The 16,419-nt window shown below is 66.7% G+C and carries 14 protein-coding genes; 10 read left to right on the top strand and 4 right to left on the bottom strand.

Annotated features, from left to right (window positions below):
• Window positions 1-3 precede the first annotated feature (3 nt).
• From J4G12_05020 to J4G12_05000, 5 genes are all read left to right on the top strand, one after another.
• Complete coding sequence (locus J4G12_05020; protein ID MCE2455166.1) at window positions 4-978, top strand: Signal peptidase-like protein; 975 nt, start codon at window positions 4-6, stop codon at window positions 976-978.
• Complete coding sequence (locus J4G12_05015; GenBank protein ID MCE2455165.1) at window positions 975-2,525, top strand: methionine--tRNA ligase; 1,551 nt, start codon at window positions 975-977, stop codon at window positions 2,523-2,525. The genes J4G12_05020 and J4G12_05015 overlap by 4 nt, the downstream gene beginning before the upstream one ends.
• A gap of 203 nt (window positions 2,526-2,728) precedes the next feature.
• Window positions 2,729-3,661, top strand: a complete 933-nt coding sequence (locus J4G12_05010) for a M23 family metallopeptidase (protein ID MCE2455164.1) — start codon at window positions 2,729-2,731, stop codon at window positions 3,659-3,661.
• Between the two features lie 220 nt (window positions 3,662-3,881).
• Window positions 3,882-4,961, top strand: a complete 1,080-nt coding sequence (locus J4G12_05005; GenBank protein ID MCE2455163.1) for a hypothetical protein — start codon at window positions 3,882-3,884, stop codon at window positions 4,959-4,961.
• A complete protein-coding gene (locus tag J4G12_05000) occupies window positions 4,958-6,226 on the top strand; it encodes a hypothetical protein (GenBank protein ID MCE2455162.1) in 1,269 nt (422 codons plus the stop codon). Before J4G12_05005 ends, J4G12_05000 begins: the two co-directional genes overlap by 4 nt.
• Window positions 6,227-6,300: 74 nt before the next feature.
• On the opposite strand, the gene J4G12_04995 is transcribed toward J4G12_05000, so the two are convergent.
• From J4G12_04995 to J4G12_04980, 4 genes are all read right to left on the bottom strand, one after another.
• Window positions 6,301-7,605, bottom strand: coding sequence for an aminotransferase class V-fold PLP-dependent enzyme (locus J4G12_04995; GenBank protein ID MCE2455161.1), 1,305 nt, complete (start codon window positions 7,603-7,605; stop codon window positions 6,301-6,303).
• Between the two features lie 95 nt (window positions 7,606-7,700).
• Window positions 7,701-8,165, bottom strand: a complete 465-nt coding sequence (locus tag J4G12_04990; protein MCE2455160.1) for a GreA/GreB family elongation factor — start codon at window positions 8,163-8,165, stop codon at window positions 7,701-7,703.
• Between the two features lie 8 nt (window positions 8,166-8,173).
• Complete coding sequence (purE, locus tag J4G12_04985; protein MCE2455159.1) at window positions 8,174-8,632, bottom strand: 5-(carboxyamino)imidazole ribonucleotide mutase; 459 nt, start codon at window positions 8,630-8,632, stop codon at window positions 8,174-8,176.
• A gap of 68 nt (window positions 8,633-8,700) precedes the next feature.
• Window positions 8,701-9,981: a tyrosine--tRNA ligase gene (locus J4G12_04980; protein ID MCE2455158.1), complete on the bottom strand. Its 1,281-nt coding sequence runs from the start codon at window positions 9,979-9,981 to the stop codon at window positions 8,701-8,703.
• A gap of 100 nt (window positions 9,982-10,081) precedes the next feature.
• Here J4G12_04980 and J4G12_04975 point away from each other — a divergent pair, with 100 nt between their 5' ends.
• Genes J4G12_04975 through J4G12_04955 form a run of 5 tightly spaced genes read left to right on the top strand, consistent with a single transcriptional unit; the run spans window position 10,082 to window position 16,182 of the window.
• On the top strand, window positions 10,082-10,666 hold the full coding sequence (locus J4G12_04975) for a hypothetical protein (GenBank protein ID MCE2455157.1): 585 nt from the start codon (window positions 10,082-10,084) through the stop codon (window positions 10,664-10,666).
• Between the two features lie 16 nt (window positions 10,667-10,682).
• Window positions 10,683-12,809 carry an amino acid permease gene (locus J4G12_04970; GenBank protein MCE2455156.1) on the top strand — a complete coding sequence of 709 codons (2,127 nt, stop codon included), beginning with the start codon at window positions 10,683-10,685 and terminating at the stop codon, window positions 12,807-12,809.
• On the top strand, window positions 12,806-14,152 hold the full coding sequence (locus tag J4G12_04965; protein ID MCE2455155.1) for an amidohydrolase family protein: 1,347 nt from the start codon (window positions 12,806-12,808) through the stop codon (window positions 14,150-14,152). The genes J4G12_04970 and J4G12_04965 overlap by 4 nt, the downstream gene beginning before the upstream one ends.
• A 48-nt stretch (window positions 14,153-14,200) precedes the next feature.
• A complete protein-coding gene (locus tag J4G12_04960) occupies window positions 14,201-15,493 on the top strand; it encodes a choice-of-anchor B family protein (GenBank protein MCE2455154.1) in 1,293 nt (430 codons plus the stop codon).
• Window positions 15,490-16,182, top strand: coding sequence for a hypothetical protein (locus J4G12_04955; GenBank protein ID MCE2455153.1), 693 nt, complete (start codon window positions 15,490-15,492; stop codon window positions 16,180-16,182). Before J4G12_04960 ends, J4G12_04955 begins: the two co-directional genes overlap by 4 nt.
• Window positions 16,183-16,419: the final 237 nt, after the last annotated feature.

Below are 16,419 nucleotides of genomic sequence, written 5' to 3'. Positions count from 1 at the left end.
CCGGTGTCCAGCTCAGCCCCCGGCGACGACCGACCCGTTCCCTCCCCGCTCGCACCCGCCGCCGCGCCACCACCGACGGCCGTTCATTCACCTCCCCCCGCCCCGCGTAACGGCGAACAGGAATCCGAATGGGCGACCCTCTTCGCCGAGGTGAGCTTCAAGGGTGCGCGCAAGGGATATTTCGGCAGCCGCGGGATCGACCTCAGTACCGGAGACCGGGTCATAGTCGAGGCCGAGGGAGGCTGGGACCTGGGGCGGGTCACCGCCTTGGGAGCCGTCGCCGAACGCAAGTGTTCCACCTCCACGGGCTGCGCCACCCCGACCCCCGAGCTCGACGTGATCAGGCTCGCCACCAAGAACGACGTGGCCAAGCTCCCCGAGCTGAGAGCGGATGACGAGCGCGTGTGTCGACGTGCCAGGGAGATGGCTCTTGAGAGCGGTCTGGAGATGAAATTCTCCGACGCCGAGTGGCGCTTCGATCGACGCTACCTGATCCTCTACTTCACCGCCCCCAGACGGGTCGACTTCCGTCGTTTCCTCCCCGAGCTCGCTCGCACCTTCAGGGCCCGCGTGCGGCTCGAGCATCTTACCGCGCGAGAAGAGGCCAAGCAGTTGGGCGGCGTCGGCAGATGCGGACGCGAACAGTGCTGTTCGACCTGGATGACCTCCTTCCGCAAGGTGACCGTGGCCGTGGCCCGAGATCAGGATCTCTCGCTCAATCCGGAGCAGATCAGCGGCAATTGCGGGCGCCTCATGTGCTGCCTGCTTCACGAACACTCCAGTTACGTGGAGGCTCGGCGCCGCTTCCCGCGCAAGGGGCGAGTGCTCGCGCTGGCCGACGGACGCGAGAGGGTCGTCGATATCGATATTTTCAAGGAGGAGGTCTGGCTGAAGAACGATGACGGAGACAGAAGGATGGTGACCTTGGGCGATCTTCAGAAGGAAATGGCCGCCCCAAGGGCCGAACGGCGGGCATGACCGGATCTGGGCGCTTCGTCAGCACGCCCATCTACTACGCCTCCGGCGAACCGCACATCGGACACGCCTATACGACCATCCTGGCGGACGCGCTCGCTCGCTTCTGGCGCCGGGAGGGATCGAACGTGCTCTTCCTCACCGGGACCGACGAGCACGGCCCCAAGATCGAGGAGGAGGCGTCCAGGCGAGGCGTCACCCCTATCGAGCTCTGCGACACCATGGCCGACCGCTTCCTGGCGGCCTGGGAGGAGCTCGACATCTCTCACGACCGCTTCATCCGCACGACGGAGGACGAGCACAAGGCCGTAGTGACCGCGTTTCTCACCCGGCTCCACGAACGCGGGCACATATACGAAGGCAGATACTCGGGCTGGTACTGCATCCACGAGGAGCGCTTCTGGACCGAGAAGGATCTGGGGCCGGGCGACACCTGCCCGGACTGCTCGCGACCAGTGCGTCGGATCGAGGAGAAGAACTATTTCTTCCGCATGAGCGCGTTCCGGGAAGACCTGCTGCGACATATCGACGCCAACCCGGATTGGATCGTTCCACGCTCGCGTTTGAACGAGATCCGGGGCTTTCTGGAGAAGCCGCTCGCCGACCTCTCGATCTCACGTCCCAAGTCGAGGGTGTCGTGGGGCGTCGAGCTGCCCTTCGACCGCGACCACGTCGCCTACGTGTGGGTGGACGCCCTCATCAACTACCTTACCGCGTCGGGCGCGATCGACCCGGACGCCGAGCCGGAACGGCAGGGCTTCGACGACTGGGGCGACTCGCGCTGGCCGTGCGATCTCCATGTGGTGGGCAAGGACATCATCACCACGCACGCCGTCTACTGGCCGACGCTGCTCATGGGGGTGGGGCTGCCGGCGCCCGCCCGGCTGCTCGCGCACGGCTGGTGGGTGGTGGGAGACACCAAGATGTCCAAGTCCCTCGGCAACGTGGTGGATCCGCTCGGGATCAGCCGCGATTTCGGGGCCGACGCGGTGCGCTGGTATCTGCTCAGGGAGATGCCCACCGGATCGGACGCCTCTTACACGCCCGAACGCTTCCTCGCCCGCTACTCCGAGCTCGCCAACATATTGGGCAATCTTGCGTCGAGAGTGGTTTCGATGATCCGCCGCTACCGGGACGGAATCGTGCCCGACGCCCCGGGAGAAGGGCTCGCCGCCGAGATCGAAGGTGCGGTGGAACGGGTGAGGTCGGAGATGGAGCGGCTCAGACTCCACGAAGCGCTGGCTGCAGCGATGGAGCTGGCCCGCATCGCGAACGGATACGTGGAAGCTTCGCAGCCGTGGAAGCTGGCCAAGCTAGCGGACGGCGGCGCGGCGGAAGAGCTCGACGAGGCTTTGGCCAGCCTCGCCCGGGTGGTCTTGGTGCTCTGTGCGCTCTTCGAGCCCGTCACCCCGAACGCCATGGTGCGCCTCGCTCGCTGTTTCGGAACGGATGCGGCGCCCACGTTGGAGGAAGCTACCGCAGGCTCCCTCGCGGGCCGCAGCCTCGACGCGCTCGAGCCGCTCTTCCCCAAGGTGGAAAGCCTGCGGTGAGGTGTTCCTCCACCGTCCGCGGTGAAACTACGAGCGCCGAGAGCGGCGTAACGGCGGCGCGTGGCTTCGTCCGTTTTCCGTGTGCGACCTTGACACCTCGGCTGCGGCTTGGCATCTTTGCACTCTCCAATCAGCGTGGCAGACAGCCTGACCAAGGAACCGATGCTCGGAACACCTGACGACACGAATACGGCAAGTCCCGCATGAGAGGTCGACGCTGGTCGGTGGTGGTCATGGACGAACGGTCCGGGAAGACAACCCACCTCTCCCTGTCGCGGACCCTGGGCCGGAAAATCTGCTGGGCGGGAGGGCTGGCGGCCTTCCTGGGGCTCGCCCTGCTCGTTCTTGCGACGTACGGGCTCACGCAGGCCGTACATGTCGGCGTCCTGGAGGCTCGCACCTCGACTCTCGGCGAAGAGCTCCTCGCCTTTGAAGACAAGGCCGCCTCGATCAGCGACCGAATCGGCGAGATCGCCGAACGCGACGCTCAGCTCCGCACCCTGGCCGGTCTCGATCCGCTCGACCCCGAGGTGCTCATGGCCGGAGTCGGAGGGCCGGGCTCCCCGACCTTGGAAACCTACTACCTCGACGAACTCGACTCGACCTCGCGGACTCGGGCTTTCGGCATCTCCGACGCGCTCGACGAAGCTACGCGCCGGGCCGACATCCTGCTGGCGAGTCTGACTGCGGCGGTGGACGAAGCGAGCGCCAAGCGCGACATGCTCGAATCTCTCCCCTCCATCAAACCGGCCGCCGGATGGATCGCGAGCGGTTTTTCGCAGGAGCGTCTCCATCCGATCCACAATCTGCCGTTGCCTCACCACGGCGTCGACATCTCGGGAGTGCGCGGGTCGCAGGTGTGGGCGACCGCGAAAGGCAGAGTGATTCGTGCCTCCAACCTGCCCGGATACGGACTGACCGTGGATATCGACCACGGCTACGGCTTCGTCACCCGATACGCTCACGCCGACAAGCTTCTGGTCAGGGTCGGTCAAATGGTGAAACGCGGCGATCCCGTGGGTCTGATGGGAAGTACGGGAACCTCCACCTCGACCCACGTCCACTACGAGGTGCATGTGAACGGGGTACCGCGCAACCCCATGAACTACTTCTTCCCCGAGGAAATCCGGGACTAAACGCCCCCGTGGCCAAGGCCTCCACCGGCAGCGCGGCGCTGCATGCGCTCTGGTCGCGGTGAGGAAGGGCGGCCTCACAGTGGGGATCCTTCGGCCTCGCCCGCCGTCGTCGCGCGCGGTACCTTTTCTCGTCGCGTGGAGCCTTTCCATCGCATCGGATCCGGCCGGGCCCGTTGACGCGCAGGACCTCCTGCCGTCGCCGGATACGATCATCCGGCTGGTGGACGGCCCGGAGATCTTTCTCTTCCCTGCCGAAGCCACGGGCGTCGCCGCGATCAGAGTCTTCGTCCCCGTAACCGAGCATCCGGTGGAGAGAGGAGCCGGAGCGGTCGTCGCGGAGCTCGCCGAACGGCGCATGAGGGGCGCAGTAGGCTCGACGGGAGCCGACGTCTCCGCGACCCGCTCGCCCTGGGGGATCAGCTACTCGGTCGAGGGGGCCGAGATCGATCTCGATTTTCTCGGCTTCCTGATCCGGACCGGGGTCGCCGCACCCTCGCCCGGCGACGGCAACCTCCCCGAAATTCTCGTGCTCTCGCGAGAAGAGGCGTCCCGCCGGGAGGAGTCGCCGGAGGAGTACCTCGTAGCGCGCCTGCTCACCGAACTGGGCGTCACGACCGCCTCGGCCGCGGGCGAACTGCGCTTCGCCGGAATCCGTGAACTCTGGGCTCGCACCCACGTTCCGGGCTCGATGGCGGTCTTCGTGCACACTTCGGCGGAACCGGCAGTCGTGCTTGCCGCTCTGGGCATCCTCGGCAACCGGGATCCGCCTCCCGCCGGACTCGACGATCTGCCCCATCCGTCCATAGCGGCATCCGGACGGCCGTCGACCATCAGGCGCTGGCACGGGTCGGTCTGGGCGGACCGATCACCTGCGGATCCGCGAGCCGAGGTGCTGGTCAGGCTGATCGCCGCCCGCATGAACTCGGGGCCCGACGAGTCGGTCATGGCCGTGAGGCTTCTCACCCTCGCGGACCGCTCCGCGATAGTAGTGACCGGCGCCGCCTACCCACGCGGCGCCAACACGGTTCGCGAGCTGCTGAGAGGCATCGTAGACCGAGTGCGCGAGACGCTCACCGAGCAGGAGGTTCGCGAGGCCGCCCGCGAGGCGGCCCTCGAGCGCTGGACGAGACTGGACCGACCGGCTGCGGTTCTGAGGGCGATCACCGATGCCTACGGAACCACAGGCGAGCTCGCCGCCGCATCCGAACGTCTCCGGCAGCTGGAGAGCCTGGGGCTCGCCGAGATGTTGGAATACGTCGAGACCCTCGACGGACCTCGCTACGCCGACCTCGGGCGATGACGACTAGGGCGTTTCCGGTGCCGGCGGCCATCAAAGGATTCCGCGGACGGGCGCTGGCGGTCCTCGCTCTCGCCCTGTTGGCCCAGCCCGGCACTGCGGCCGGCCAGGGGGTTCCGCGGTACGTCGAAGCTAGGGCAACAGGGGCGGTGGTAGTCACGCTCACCGTGCCGGTCGGCTCTCTTTCCGGCTCGAACGTGTCATCGGGCACGGCGTCGCTCCTCGCTGAGGCCCTGGTCGCCGAGGCGAACCGCCGTCTGGCGGGCCGCACCGCAAGGGTCGAGGCGTCGGTCGGCCGGGTCTCCACACGCTTCCAACTGGTCTCGTCTCCGACGGGGTGGGACGCGGCGTGGGAGCTTGCCTCGGCAGCAATATTCTCGTCCCCTCCCGCGGCCCGGTTCGAGGAAGTCAGGTCGCGCGCCGTCGCAGCTGCGGCCTTTTCGGACGGATCCCCGGTAGAGGAATTCGAGGCGGAGCTGACCGCGCTTCTGACGGGGCGGGCGGCACGGCAGGCCCGGGCAGGCGACCCTGCGTCGGTCTCGTTCGCCGACGTCGACGCCCTTCACCGCTCCGGTTACCGGTCTTCCCGCGCCCTGACCGTCGTCACCGGCCCCGGTTGGGCGCTGCCTTCCGCCGGCCTCGAAGCGCCTGGCCGGGCCGAGGCGTCGGGAACGGTCGACTCGGCGGCGGTCGCCGAGATGGGTGCCAACACCGGGATCGCGGCGGTCGGAGCCCCGTGGGCGACCGGCCGACGGTCGGACCTCCGGCGCAACGTGACCGCTTCATGGATCGGTCTGGCCTATCCGGTGCAGTCCGACGTCCCGCGAACCGAGCTCGAGTTCGCGGCGGACCTCGTGCGCGCCGAACTCATGCCCGATCCGCCCCGGCCCTCCACCTACGGCGTCGACGTGGCGATCGCCGAGGTGCCGGACGGAACCGTCGTGCTGGTACGCGCCGCATTCCATCCCGACCGCGCCGCCCGGTGGATCGACGACGCTCTGGCAACGGTACGGGAACTGCGAGGTTCCCCTCCCGACGGCACGCTTTTCCTGCTGGCCCGCAGGGCCTTCCGGGCACGAAGCCTGCTTGCCGACGCTAACGGCTCCGACGCCGGCCTCCGGATCAGCGGCGACCTGCTCAGGGAAGGTCGAGTCCGGCGTCTCGGCTCCGAAATTTCAGCTGTGACGCCGGAGTCCCTGGCTCGCGCGTTCGACGGCCTGGGCGAACCTCGAGTGCTCGTCTTCGGTCCGAGCCTCGGCGGCTGGTAGGAGTCCTTCACCCTCCCCCGGCGCTGCCGCCGGAGCAGGGTTCACGAGCTCGGTGTTCTTGCGTGAACCGAGTGTCAGACCAGATAACGCGAGATCGCCGCCACCGCCCGTTCCACGTCGGTCTCCGAGTTGTAGAAGTGCGGCGAGAAGCGCACGCCCGGCCGGTCGCTCCCGGTCCGAGCCGCGGCGACTATTCCGTCTTCCTCCAGTGCGGCGATCACCTCGGCCGGGTCGAGCGAAGCCGGTCGGAAGGTCACCACCGCCGCTCTGCGCTCGGCATGGGGCGAGGTCCACATGCGGATCCCCGGCAGTTCGACGAGCGCATCGTGCAGCAGGCTCGCCAGGTAGCGCGAGCGTTCTTCGATCTCGACCATCCCGATTCCGTTCAGGAACTCGATCTGCCGTCCGAAGGCGCGGAGAGCGGGTTCGTCCCGCTGGCCCATGCCCTCGTGGGTGCGCGACAGTCCCCGCCTCCCGGGGTAGGCCGAGTAAACCGAGGGCCAGAGTCGATCGGCGACCTCCGCGCGGACGTAGAGGACTCCCGCCTCCTTCGGACCGCAGGGCCATTTGTGCGCGCTTCCGCTGTAGAAATCCGCCCCCATCTCTCGCAGATTCACGTCGAAGAGGCCGAAGGACTGCGCACCGTCCACATGCGACAGCACTCCGCGTTCCCGCGCCAGGGCGCAGAGCTCCGCCGCCGGAAAGAGGTCTCCGGCCGTGTTGGTGAGATGGGTGAAGGCGATCAGCCGTGTGGAAGACGTGATCTCCCGACGAAAGGCGTCGACGTAGTAGTCCGGCCCCGGATGAGGCGAAGGCGGGACGATCTCCCTGACCGTGAAACCGAAACGCTCGGCGCGCCCCTTCCAGGCCCGGTTGCTGCTCGGGTGGTTGTCGGCCACGATCACCACCTCGTCGCCGCTACCGAGATCGAGACCGGCGGAGACCCAGTTGTTCGCCTCGCTGGTGTTGCGGACGATGATGATCTCTTCAGGCGTCACTCCGAGAAAATCCGCGAGCAGATCCCGCACCGGCTCCCGCACCCCGTGCATCTCGGCCCGGAACGACGGCACCGGCTCCCGGTCGAGCCGTTCGGTATCCTCACGAACCGAGGCGATGACGTGGGAGGGCGCAGGGCAGAGATTCGCCGCGTTCAGAACCGAGAGCTCCTCGGGCATGAGGAAGGCTGCCCGCACCGCCTTCCAGTCGACATCGGCTCCGGCCCGTGGACGGACGCCACCGGGCCCGAGAGCGGGCGGGGAAGCGGCTGCGGCGGACCTGCCTGAGAGCAGGCCCTCGAGGGCGGGATGGCCGAGGAGAGCCGCCGATCCGCCTGCGGCGAAAAGGCGGGCGAATTCTCGTCGGTTCGGTTTGCTCGGCACGGTCGGACCTCCTGCGGGAAGATGTTCTGCGTCGGTTCCGTGGCGCCCGACCGCCCCGGGATCGAAAGTCACGGCCGGTCCGGCCTACCGGACCTTCAACCCCCGAGGGCCGTGAGTTTTTCGACGCGATAACGTCGCACCCCGCCAGGGAGGCGCACATCCACCTCGTCCCCCTCCGATGATCCCATCAGAGCCTGACCGATGGGCGAGGCCATCGACACCTGGCCGGCGTCGAGGTCTATGAAGTCGCCGGGGGTGATTGTGAAGGTGAACTCCTGCCCGGATGCGAAGTCGAGCACCTTAACCTCGGAGCCGATCGCCACTCGGTCAAGCTCCATCTCGTCGAGGTTGATCTTCGCCAGCCCGGAGACCCGCGAGCTGAGCTGGCCGAGCCTGGCTTCGACGAACGCCTGCCGTTCCTTGGCGGCCTTGTATTCCGAGTTCTCGCGCAGGTCGCCGAGCTCCAACGCCGCCTCGATTCTCTTGGGCAGATCGATGTTCAGCTCGCGCTTGAGCCGGGAGATCTCCCCCTCCAGCCGTCCCTTGATCTCGTCGAGCATCGGCCGGCCTACCCGAGGGTCTCGACGAGAACCGCGTCGCGCCTCTCCCGACGGTCCCGCGCGACCGACGCGGCGGTTTCCGAATCGGAGAGCCCGATCAGTTGGGCGGCAAAGATGGCGGCGTTCACGGCGCCGGCCTTGCCGATGGCGAAGGTGGCAACCGGAACTCCACGCGGCATCTGCACCGTCGAGAGCAGCGAGTCGAGACCGTCGAGCGACCAGGCCTTCATTGGAACGCCCAGCACAGGCAGGTGCGTGAGGGACGCCAGGACCCCGGCCAGATGCGCGGCCCCGCCGGCTGCGGCGATGATGGTCTTCAATCCGCGGTCCGCTGCGGTCTCCGAGTACTCGGCGGCCTCGTGAGGCGTGCGGTGCGCCGAAAGCACCTTGACCTCGTTGGCGACGCCGAGGGCGTCGAGCGTTTTAACGCAATGCTCCATCGTGCCCCAGTCGGAGCTAGAGCCCATGACCACTCCGACGAGGGGATTTCTTACTGACACTTTTCCTGGTTCTCCATTGTTGGACGGCGAGCCGGTCACCCGACCACCCTGACGAGTACGTAACGTTTCTTGCCTCGGCGAGCGACAATATACCGGGACCCGATGACATGCTCGGTCGCGACCACGTGCTCGGGATCGGTCACCCTGACGTTGTTGAGGTAGAAGCTTCCTTCCGCGAGCCTGCGGCGGGCGTCGCTGAGAGAACCGGCTACCCCGCTGGCGACCGCGAAGTGCGTCACCGGCACCCCGGCAGCCAATCTTTCCCTTTCCATTTCGACCGCCTGAGCGTCTGCGAACACCCAGCCGAGCTCCTTTTCGCTCAGCTCCCGGAGCTCGCCGCCGAAGAACGCCCGCGTCGCTCGCTCGGCTCCTGCAAGGCCCACGTCCCCGTGGACCCGCCGCGTGACCTCCGCCGCGAGGGCTCGCTGAGCCACCCGTCGGTGAGGTGCGCTATCGATTTCCGCCGCCATTCCGTCTATCTCCTCCCGGCCCAGGAGCGTGAACGCCTTCAGATGTCGCACCACGTCGGCGTCCGCGGTATTCAGCCAGAACTGATAGAACTCGTAGGGAGAGGTCAGTTCGGGATCGAGCCAGACGTTGCCGGACTCGGTCTTGCCGAATTTGGTCCCCGAAGAATTCGTGACCAACGGCGAGACGACGCCGAAGGCCCGAACGCCCTCGACCTTGCGGACCAGCTCGGTGCCTGCCGTGATGTTGCCCCACTGATCGCTGCCGCCCATCTGAACCGTGCAGCCGTGGCGTCGGTAGAGTTCCAGGAAGTCGTAGGCCTGGAGGAGGGAGTAGGAGAACTCCGTGAAGGAGATGCCGGATTCGCTAGTCTCCACCCGACGCTTCACCGACTCGCGCGCAACCATGCGATTCACTGAGAAGTGCTTGCCGATGTCTCTGAGGAAGGGTACCAGACCGAGCCCGCCCAACCAGTCGAGATTGTTGCATACCAGGGCCCGGTTCGAGAGCGAAGGCGAAAAATCGAGAAAGGCGGCCAACTGCGCGCCGATCGCCTCGCTGTTCTCCATTGCGGTCTCCTCGGAGAGCAGATTGCGCTCGTCGCTCTTCCCCGAAGGATCGCCGATGAGTCCGGTACCGCCGCCGACCAGGGCGATCGGCGTGTGGCCGCAACGCTGAGCCAGGGCGAGAGTGGAGATGACGAGCAGGCTGCCCACGTGCAGCGAGCGCGCGGTCGGATCGAAACCGATGTAGATGGAGCGGGGAGCCTCGGCCAGGTGCGGCTCGGCCCCTTGCGTCGCGTCCTGCTGAAGGCCGCGCCATTTCAGTTCCCGGGATAGGTCGCTCATGGCGGAAAGATAACGCCTTCCTACTTGTTGTCTGTGTGATAGTGCGGTATCTTACTTGGAAGCTTGTCCGGCGGCCCCCTCCTCACACCCCTTATCGAGCATGAATGAGGCAACCACCGAGTACGCCCGCGTCCTGGCGTTCGTAAAGACCGAGGTACTCAAGGATCCCAAGACCCGGAACGAAGATCTCCAGCGTCGGGCTACGGAGATCAGTTCTTCCGTGGCGGACCTGTCGATCAGACAGTTCCAGGGCAAGTACCGACTGCCGGCCTACCGCGAGCTGCGGGACGAAGGCAAGTTGCCGCCGGCGCCCAAGAGGGTGCCGAAGAACGGACGCCGGAAGAAGAAGCCCCAGCCGATCGCTCCCGCTCCGGGCGCCGTCGCCGACGCGGCTCCCGAACCCGTACCGCCGACCCCCGCCGCCAAGGGTCAGGAGATGCCGTGGAAGATCGTTTCCGCCGCGACCGAGACTCCGCGCAAGCAGCCGCGCGGACGCGCCTCGGCTCCCAAGGCGGCCCCGGTCACCGCCGCCCACAAGGCCTCGACCTTCGATCGCGACGCCGCCCGGCGGGAAATGATGAAGTTCGCGATGGCCATCGCCGGGGCCGACTCTCAGTCCGAGACGCTCGCGGCCGTCGCGAAGATCGACGAGTATCTGGATCGGATCGTAGAGGCCTCCGGCTAACGAACCACATCTGGAAATGAGTCTCGGCAAGGGGCTCCCGAAATCCCTCGGCACCAGAGATGTCTACGCCCTCGCGGTAGGGGCGACACTCAGCTCGGGTTTCTTCCTGCTGCCCGGACTGGCGGCCAATGAGGTCGGTCCCGCAGTCCCGCTTGCCTATGCGCTGGCGGGGCTCGTCCTGGCGCCGGGGCTGCTGAGCGTCGCGGAACTGACCACCGCCATGCCCAAGGCGGGCGGCGTCTACTATTTCGCCGACCGAGCCATGGGGCCACTCGTGGGGACGATCGCGGGCTTCGGCATCTGGATCTCGCTGATGCTCAAGGCCGCCTTCGCCCTGGTGGGCATCAGCGCCTACCTGGGCATCTTCTTCGACGACCTGCCGGCGACGCCCATCGCATGGGCGCTAGCTATCGTCTTCGGTGCCGTGAACGCCCTGGGCGCGAGGATCACGGGACGGTTTCAGGCGATCCTGATCGTCGGCCTGCTGCCACTGCTCGCTCTCTTCATCGGAGCCGGCTCGTTTCAGGTCGACCCTGGCGGCTTCGCAGGAATCGGACGTAATCTCGATTCCGGCCTCGTCGCGACCGCCGGGCTGGTCATCGTCAGCTACATGGGACTATCGAACGTCGCCAGTGTCGCGGAAGAGGTCCGCGATCCCGCCCGGAGCTTTCCGACCGGCATCTTTCTCGCGTTCGGCACGGTGCTGCTCGTCTACATCGGCGGTACAACCGTCATGGTCGGAGTTGTCGGCGCGGACCGTCTCGCGGCCGACGGCGGCGATCTGACTCCCGTCGCCACCACCGCCGAGGTACTCGCCACCGGATGGGGCTCGACGCTGGGGCCGACGCTCGCGGCCGTCGCGGCTCTGCTCGCCTTCTTTGCGGTGGCGAACGCGGGCATACTCTACTCTTCGCGCTACCCTTTGGCGATGGCCCGCGACGGCATCCTTCCGCCGCTGTTCGGGCGCATAAGCCGACAAGGCACTCCTACGGTGGGCATCGTGGTGACGGTGGCGCTCGTCATCGCATTCGTCTCGCTGGGTCCAAGCAACATCGCCAAGCTGGCGAGCGCCTTCCTGCTCCTGACCTTCTCGCTCGCCTGCCTGGGAGTGATCGTGATGCGAGAAAGCGGGCTCGCTTCGTACGACCCCGGCTTCAGGTCTCCCCTGTATCCGGCGCTTCACATCGGCGGCATCCTGGCCTCGGGCTGGATGATCGTGACGCTGGGTACGCTGCCGTCTCTCTTCGCGGGCGGTCTGGTGGTTTTGGGAGCGAGCTGGTACAGCTACTACGCCCAGCACCGCGTGGACCGCGGCGGAGCTATTCTCCACGTCTTCGAAAGACTGGGACGAAAACGTCACACCGGGCTCGACCGCGAGCTCCGCGAGATCATGAAGGAGCACTCCGCCAGCGAGGCCGATCCCTTCTTCGCGCTGGTGACCAAGGCTCCGGTTCTCGACTACGCCCGCCCGGTCGCCTTCGCCGAACTGGCCGAACTGGCGTCTCGGCGTCTAGCCGAACTGATCGCCCCCGGCGCGGTAAGCGAAACCGCCGACGCCGCCAGCCTCAACGCGGCCTTCATGGAGGGCAGACGCAGCGGAGCCACCCCGGTTTCACACGGGGTAGCGCTCCCGCACCTCACCCTGGATTCCATCGATCGACCCTACCTGGCGATAGCCCGAGCGCCGCGAGTCACCGATATCGCAAGGTCCGAAGCGACTCCGCCTCCCCCGACTGCGCCCCCCAAGGCCGAGCCGGTCCGGGCCGTGTTCTTCCTGGTCTCGCCCAAGAGCGCACCCGGGCGCCACCTCCGGACCTTGGCCCATATCGCCCGCCGAGCGGACCATGTGGAGTTCATGGACGCCTGGGTCGCTGCGGAAGGGAACGACCAACTGCGTACGACCCTGCTGCAGGACGAGCTCGTGGCGCAGCTCAACGTGGACGACGCCGGCCTGGTGAACAGGACTCTGGGCGAGATTGCCTTTCCTCCGAGGACTCTACCCACTATGGTGGTCAGGGGTGAAGAGCTTATCATACCCGACTCCAAGACACTTCTCCGCGCCGGCGACCGCCTGACGGTGATCGGCTCCGAAGAGGGAATCACCGCCGTGCGGAGACGGTACCAACCGGATATGCGGAAATGAAAATACCAGTCCGCCTTCAAGCTATCACGGCGATTCCAACCCTCTTCGCGGTGACGCCGTCGCCGGCCTTCGCAAGCCTCACCCCGGACATCGGGAGCGCGTCCTCCGGCGTTCAGCAGAGCACGGCCGCCACCACGGTCGCATTCGTGGGCGCGACGGTCTGGGACGGCACCGGCTCCGAACCGACATCGGGTGCGACCATCGTCGTCACCGACGGAACGATCGTCTCGGTCTCCACCACCGGCGGCATCCCCGCCGACGCGGAGATCGTCCTGCTCGAAGGCAAGTATGTCATTCCGGGACTCATCGACACCCACGCGCACGTGTCGGGACGCTGGATGGAAAACGGCGAGGACGACATCGTCGAGAGGGTGAAGGCCGATCTAGGTCTCTTCGCGGCCTACGGCGTCACGACTGTGAACTCGCTCGGCGACGCCGTCGAGGTGATCGAGGCGCGGGACGAGATCGCCGACGCAGCCGGCCTGGCCGCCCTGCTGGCCTCCGGGCCGGTCATCACCGCCCGGGAGCCCTCCGAGGCGGCCGCATCAGCGCGCGAGGTCGTGGCCGCCGGGGCGGACTGGCTCAAGCTGCGCATCGACGACAACCTCGGCACCAGCGAGAAGATGCCCTGGCAAGCGGTCGAGGCCGTGGTGAACGTCGGTCGGGAGGCGGGCGTGCCGGTGGCGACGCACATCTTTTACCTGGAGGACGCTCGCCGAGCTCTCGAGATGGGGGCCGGGCTGATCGCCCACTCGGTCCGCGACGCGGACGTGGACGACGAGTTCACAACCGGCCTGACCGAGAGCGGCGTGTGCTACGTTCCCACGCTGACCCGCGAGGTGAGCACTTTCGTCTACGGCCGGCGTCCCGGCTTCTTCGACGAGGAGTTCTTCACCGCTCGGGCCATGGCTTCCGAGGTCGAACGGCTGAGCGACTCCACCTACATGGAGCAGGTGCGGACCAGCGAGACGGCGGCGCGCTATCGGGTCGCGCTCGTCCAGGCTCTCTCCAACCTCACCGCCCTAAACGAAGCGGGAGTACGGATCGCGTTCGGGACCGACGCCGGACCTCCGGGCCGCTTCCCCGGCTTCTTCGAGCACATGGAGCTCGCGCTGATGGTCGGCGGCGCCGGTCTGACTCCGACCGAAGCCCTGAGGACGGCTACCGGCACCGCAGCGGAGTGCCTCGGGCTCGACAATGTGGGAACGCTGGAACCCGGCAAGCGAGCCGACTTTTTGGTGCTGGGCGCCAGTCCTTTCCGCGACATCACCAACACCAAGACCTTGGAACAGGTCTACGTCGGCGGCAGGCCGGTTCTGGAGGAAGAGGACGGCGAGGGGTAGCGGTACGTCCATCGTGGAGAGCTTCGACGACCAAGGAGAGATGGAACCATGATAATCGCTCGATGGTGCGTCGTTGTTGCGCTGCTCGTACTTTCGGCGTGTGTCGAGCCGTCGGCCGTCGAGGTCGAGGACGCGCCGAGCGTCACGGATGGCGTGGTGCCGTGCGAATACGGTCGAGCGGGGCAATACGCCTGCCGAGGTCTCGATCTCCTCGCCTTCCTGCCGCTGGAGGAGATGGGGGTAGGCAAACTCGGCCCAGGCCTAACCGGCTTGCACTCGGCCGGCGTGGTGAACGACCTGTGGGGCTGGACCGATCCCGCCACCGGCACCGAGTGGGCCTTGGTCGCCCACGCAACCGGAACCAGCTTCATCGACCTTTCCGACCCCGGGAACCCGTTATACGCGGGTATCTTGCCCATGACAGAGGGATCGAGGGCGAGCATCTGGCGCGACATCAAGGTGTACCGAAACCACGCCTTCATCGTTGCGGACGCGGCGTGGAGCCATGGAATGCAGGTCTTTGACCTGACCCGGCTACGCGACGCACGCGACCCACCCGTCACCTTCCGGGAGACCGCCCGCTACGACCAAGTGCCGAGCGCCCACAACATCGCCATCAACGAGGCATCGGGTTTCGCGTACATCGTGGGGGCCAACGGTGGCGAGAGCGCCTGCCTCGCGGGCCTCCACATGGTGGACATCCGCAACCCGTCGAACCCGATGTACGCCGGCTGTTTCACGGATCCCGCGACCGGGCGGCTCGTGCGCGGGTACACGCACGACGTGCAATGCGTGATCTACCGCGGACCCGATGCCGAACACCGAGGCAGAGAGATCTGTTTCGGTGCGAACGAGACCCACCTGAGTATCGTCGATGTCACGGACAAGAACCGGCCCATGTCGCTGGCGGCCGCCACCTACCCGTTCGCCGCTTACACCCACCAGGGGTGGCTCGACGAGGACCACGAGTACTTCTATCTGAACGACGAGGCGGACGAGAACAGCGGCGTGCGGCGCACCCGCACGGTGGTGTGGGACGTCGCGGAGCTGGACGACCCGGTGGTGGTGAACGAGTACCGGGCGCAGACCACCTCGACGGACCACAACCTGTACGTCCGGGACGACTACATGTACCAGTCGAACTACACGAGCGGCCTCCGGGTCCTCGACATCTCCAACCGAGCGTATCCCAGAGAGGTGCTGTACTTCGACACCGAACCGAATCTCTCGACCCCGGACTACCTGGGGGCTTGGAGCAACTACCCGTACTTCGAGAGCGGAGTCATCGCCGTCACATCGATGCAGCAGGGAGTCTTTTTTCTGAAAAGGTCACCGAAATGATGAGGACCGCGCGACTTGTCGCGGCCGGAATGTTGGTAGCGGGAGGCCTCTCCGCCCAGACGGTGTCCACCGGGGCCGATATCGTCAGCCGCTATGTGTGGCGGGGGTACGACTTCGGCGAATCCATGGCCGTCCAGCCGTCCGTATCGTTCGAGGCGGTGGGACTCGAGGTCGCGGCATGGGGGTCTTATTCGATCAGCGCCTCGGGGGCCGGAGCGAACGAGATCGACCTCACCGCCAGTTACACCCTCCGGACGGACGGAGGTGCGGGCGTGTCGGCCGGCATCACCGACTACTACTTCCCCTCCCCGGGCGGCCTGGGGCTCCGGGAAGCCGACGCCCACAATCTGGAGCTCTTTGCGGCGCTGCTGGGTCCGGAATCTCTTAGCTTCACCCTGTTCGGCGGCCTCATGTTCGACTTGGACAACTCGGTCTACGTGGAGGCCGGCGTGCCCATACTCGCGGGCACCGAGGTCGAACTCGATGTCCACGCGGGCGCCGTGGCCGGAAAGAGCGCGTTCTATGGGACCGAGACGGGCGCCCTCGTCAGCGTTGCGGTCACGGCGCGCCGATTCCTCAGGATCACCGATTCGTACGCGCCGCCGGCCAGCGTCTCGCTCATAGCGAATCCCCACCAGAACGGCCGGGCCTTCCTAGTGTTCAAACTGGGACTGATACCAGTCCGCTGAGGGAGTCCTAGCTGCCATCCGCAGCTAGCCTCGCCGCCGATTTCCGCCAATAGTACGCCCAGAGCAGCCATCGGAGCCGCACGGGATCGACCGCAAGCCCGAAGAGGCGAGGGCGTATCGGGAGAACGCCTTGGAAAAGACGCGGCGCATTCTCGGATTCTGGGAGGCGTTGCGCCTCTCTGCCGGCCCCGAGGACGTGGCTGCAACCCGGCTCTTGCATGTCCTTAACATGCCGTT

This window comes from Gemmatimonadota bacterium, from assembly GCA_021295815.1.
Taxonomy (GTDB): domain Bacteria; phylum Gemmatimonadota; class Gemmatimonadetes; order Longimicrobiales; family Gaopeijiaceae; genus JAGWBQ01.
This window is presented reverse-complemented; position numbering and strand designations above follow the sequence as displayed.

What these genes read in the sequence shown, in the direction of transcription:
- J4G12_05015 (MCE2455165.1), top strand. Translation starts at nt 975, where the DNA reads ATGACCGGATCTGGGCGCTTCGTCAGCACGCCCATCTACTACGCCTCC.
- J4G12_05010 (MCE2455164.1), top strand. Translation starts at nt 2,729, where the DNA reads ATGAGAGGTCGACGCTGGTCGGTGGTGGTCATGGACGAACGGTCCGGG.
- J4G12_05000 (MCE2455162.1), top strand. Translation starts at nt 4,958, where the DNA reads ATGACGACTAGGGCGTTTCCGGTGCCGGCGGCCATCAAAGGATTCCGC.
- J4G12_04990 (MCE2455160.1), bottom strand. Translation starts at nt 8,165, where the DNA reads ATGCTCGACGAGATCAAGGGACGGCTGGAGGGGGAGATCTCCCGGCTC.
- purE (MCE2455159.1), bottom strand. Translation starts at nt 8,632, where the DNA reads ATGGGCTCTAGCTCCGACTGGGGCACGATGGAGCATTGCGTTAAAACG.
- J4G12_04980 (MCE2455158.1), bottom strand. Translation starts at nt 9,981, where the DNA reads ATGAGCGACCTATCCCGGGAACTGAAATGGCGCGGCCTTCAGCAGGAC.
- J4G12_04975 (MCE2455157.1), top strand. Translation starts at nt 10,082, where the DNA reads ATGAATGAGGCAACCACCGAGTACGCCCGCGTCCTGGCGTTCGTAAAG.
- J4G12_04970 (MCE2455156.1), top strand. Translation starts at nt 10,683, where the DNA reads ATGAGTCTCGGCAAGGGGCTCCCGAAATCCCTCGGCACCAGAGATGTC.
- J4G12_04965 (MCE2455155.1), top strand. Translation starts at nt 12,806, where the DNA reads ATGAAAATACCAGTCCGCCTTCAAGCTATCACGGCGATTCCAACCCTC.
- J4G12_04960 (MCE2455154.1), top strand. Translation starts at nt 14,201, where the DNA reads ATGATAATCGCTCGATGGTGCGTCGTTGTTGCGCTGCTCGTACTTTCG.
- J4G12_04955 (MCE2455153.1), top strand. Translation starts at nt 15,490, where the DNA reads ATGATGAGGACCGCGCGACTTGTCGCGGCCGGAATGTTGGTAGCGGGA.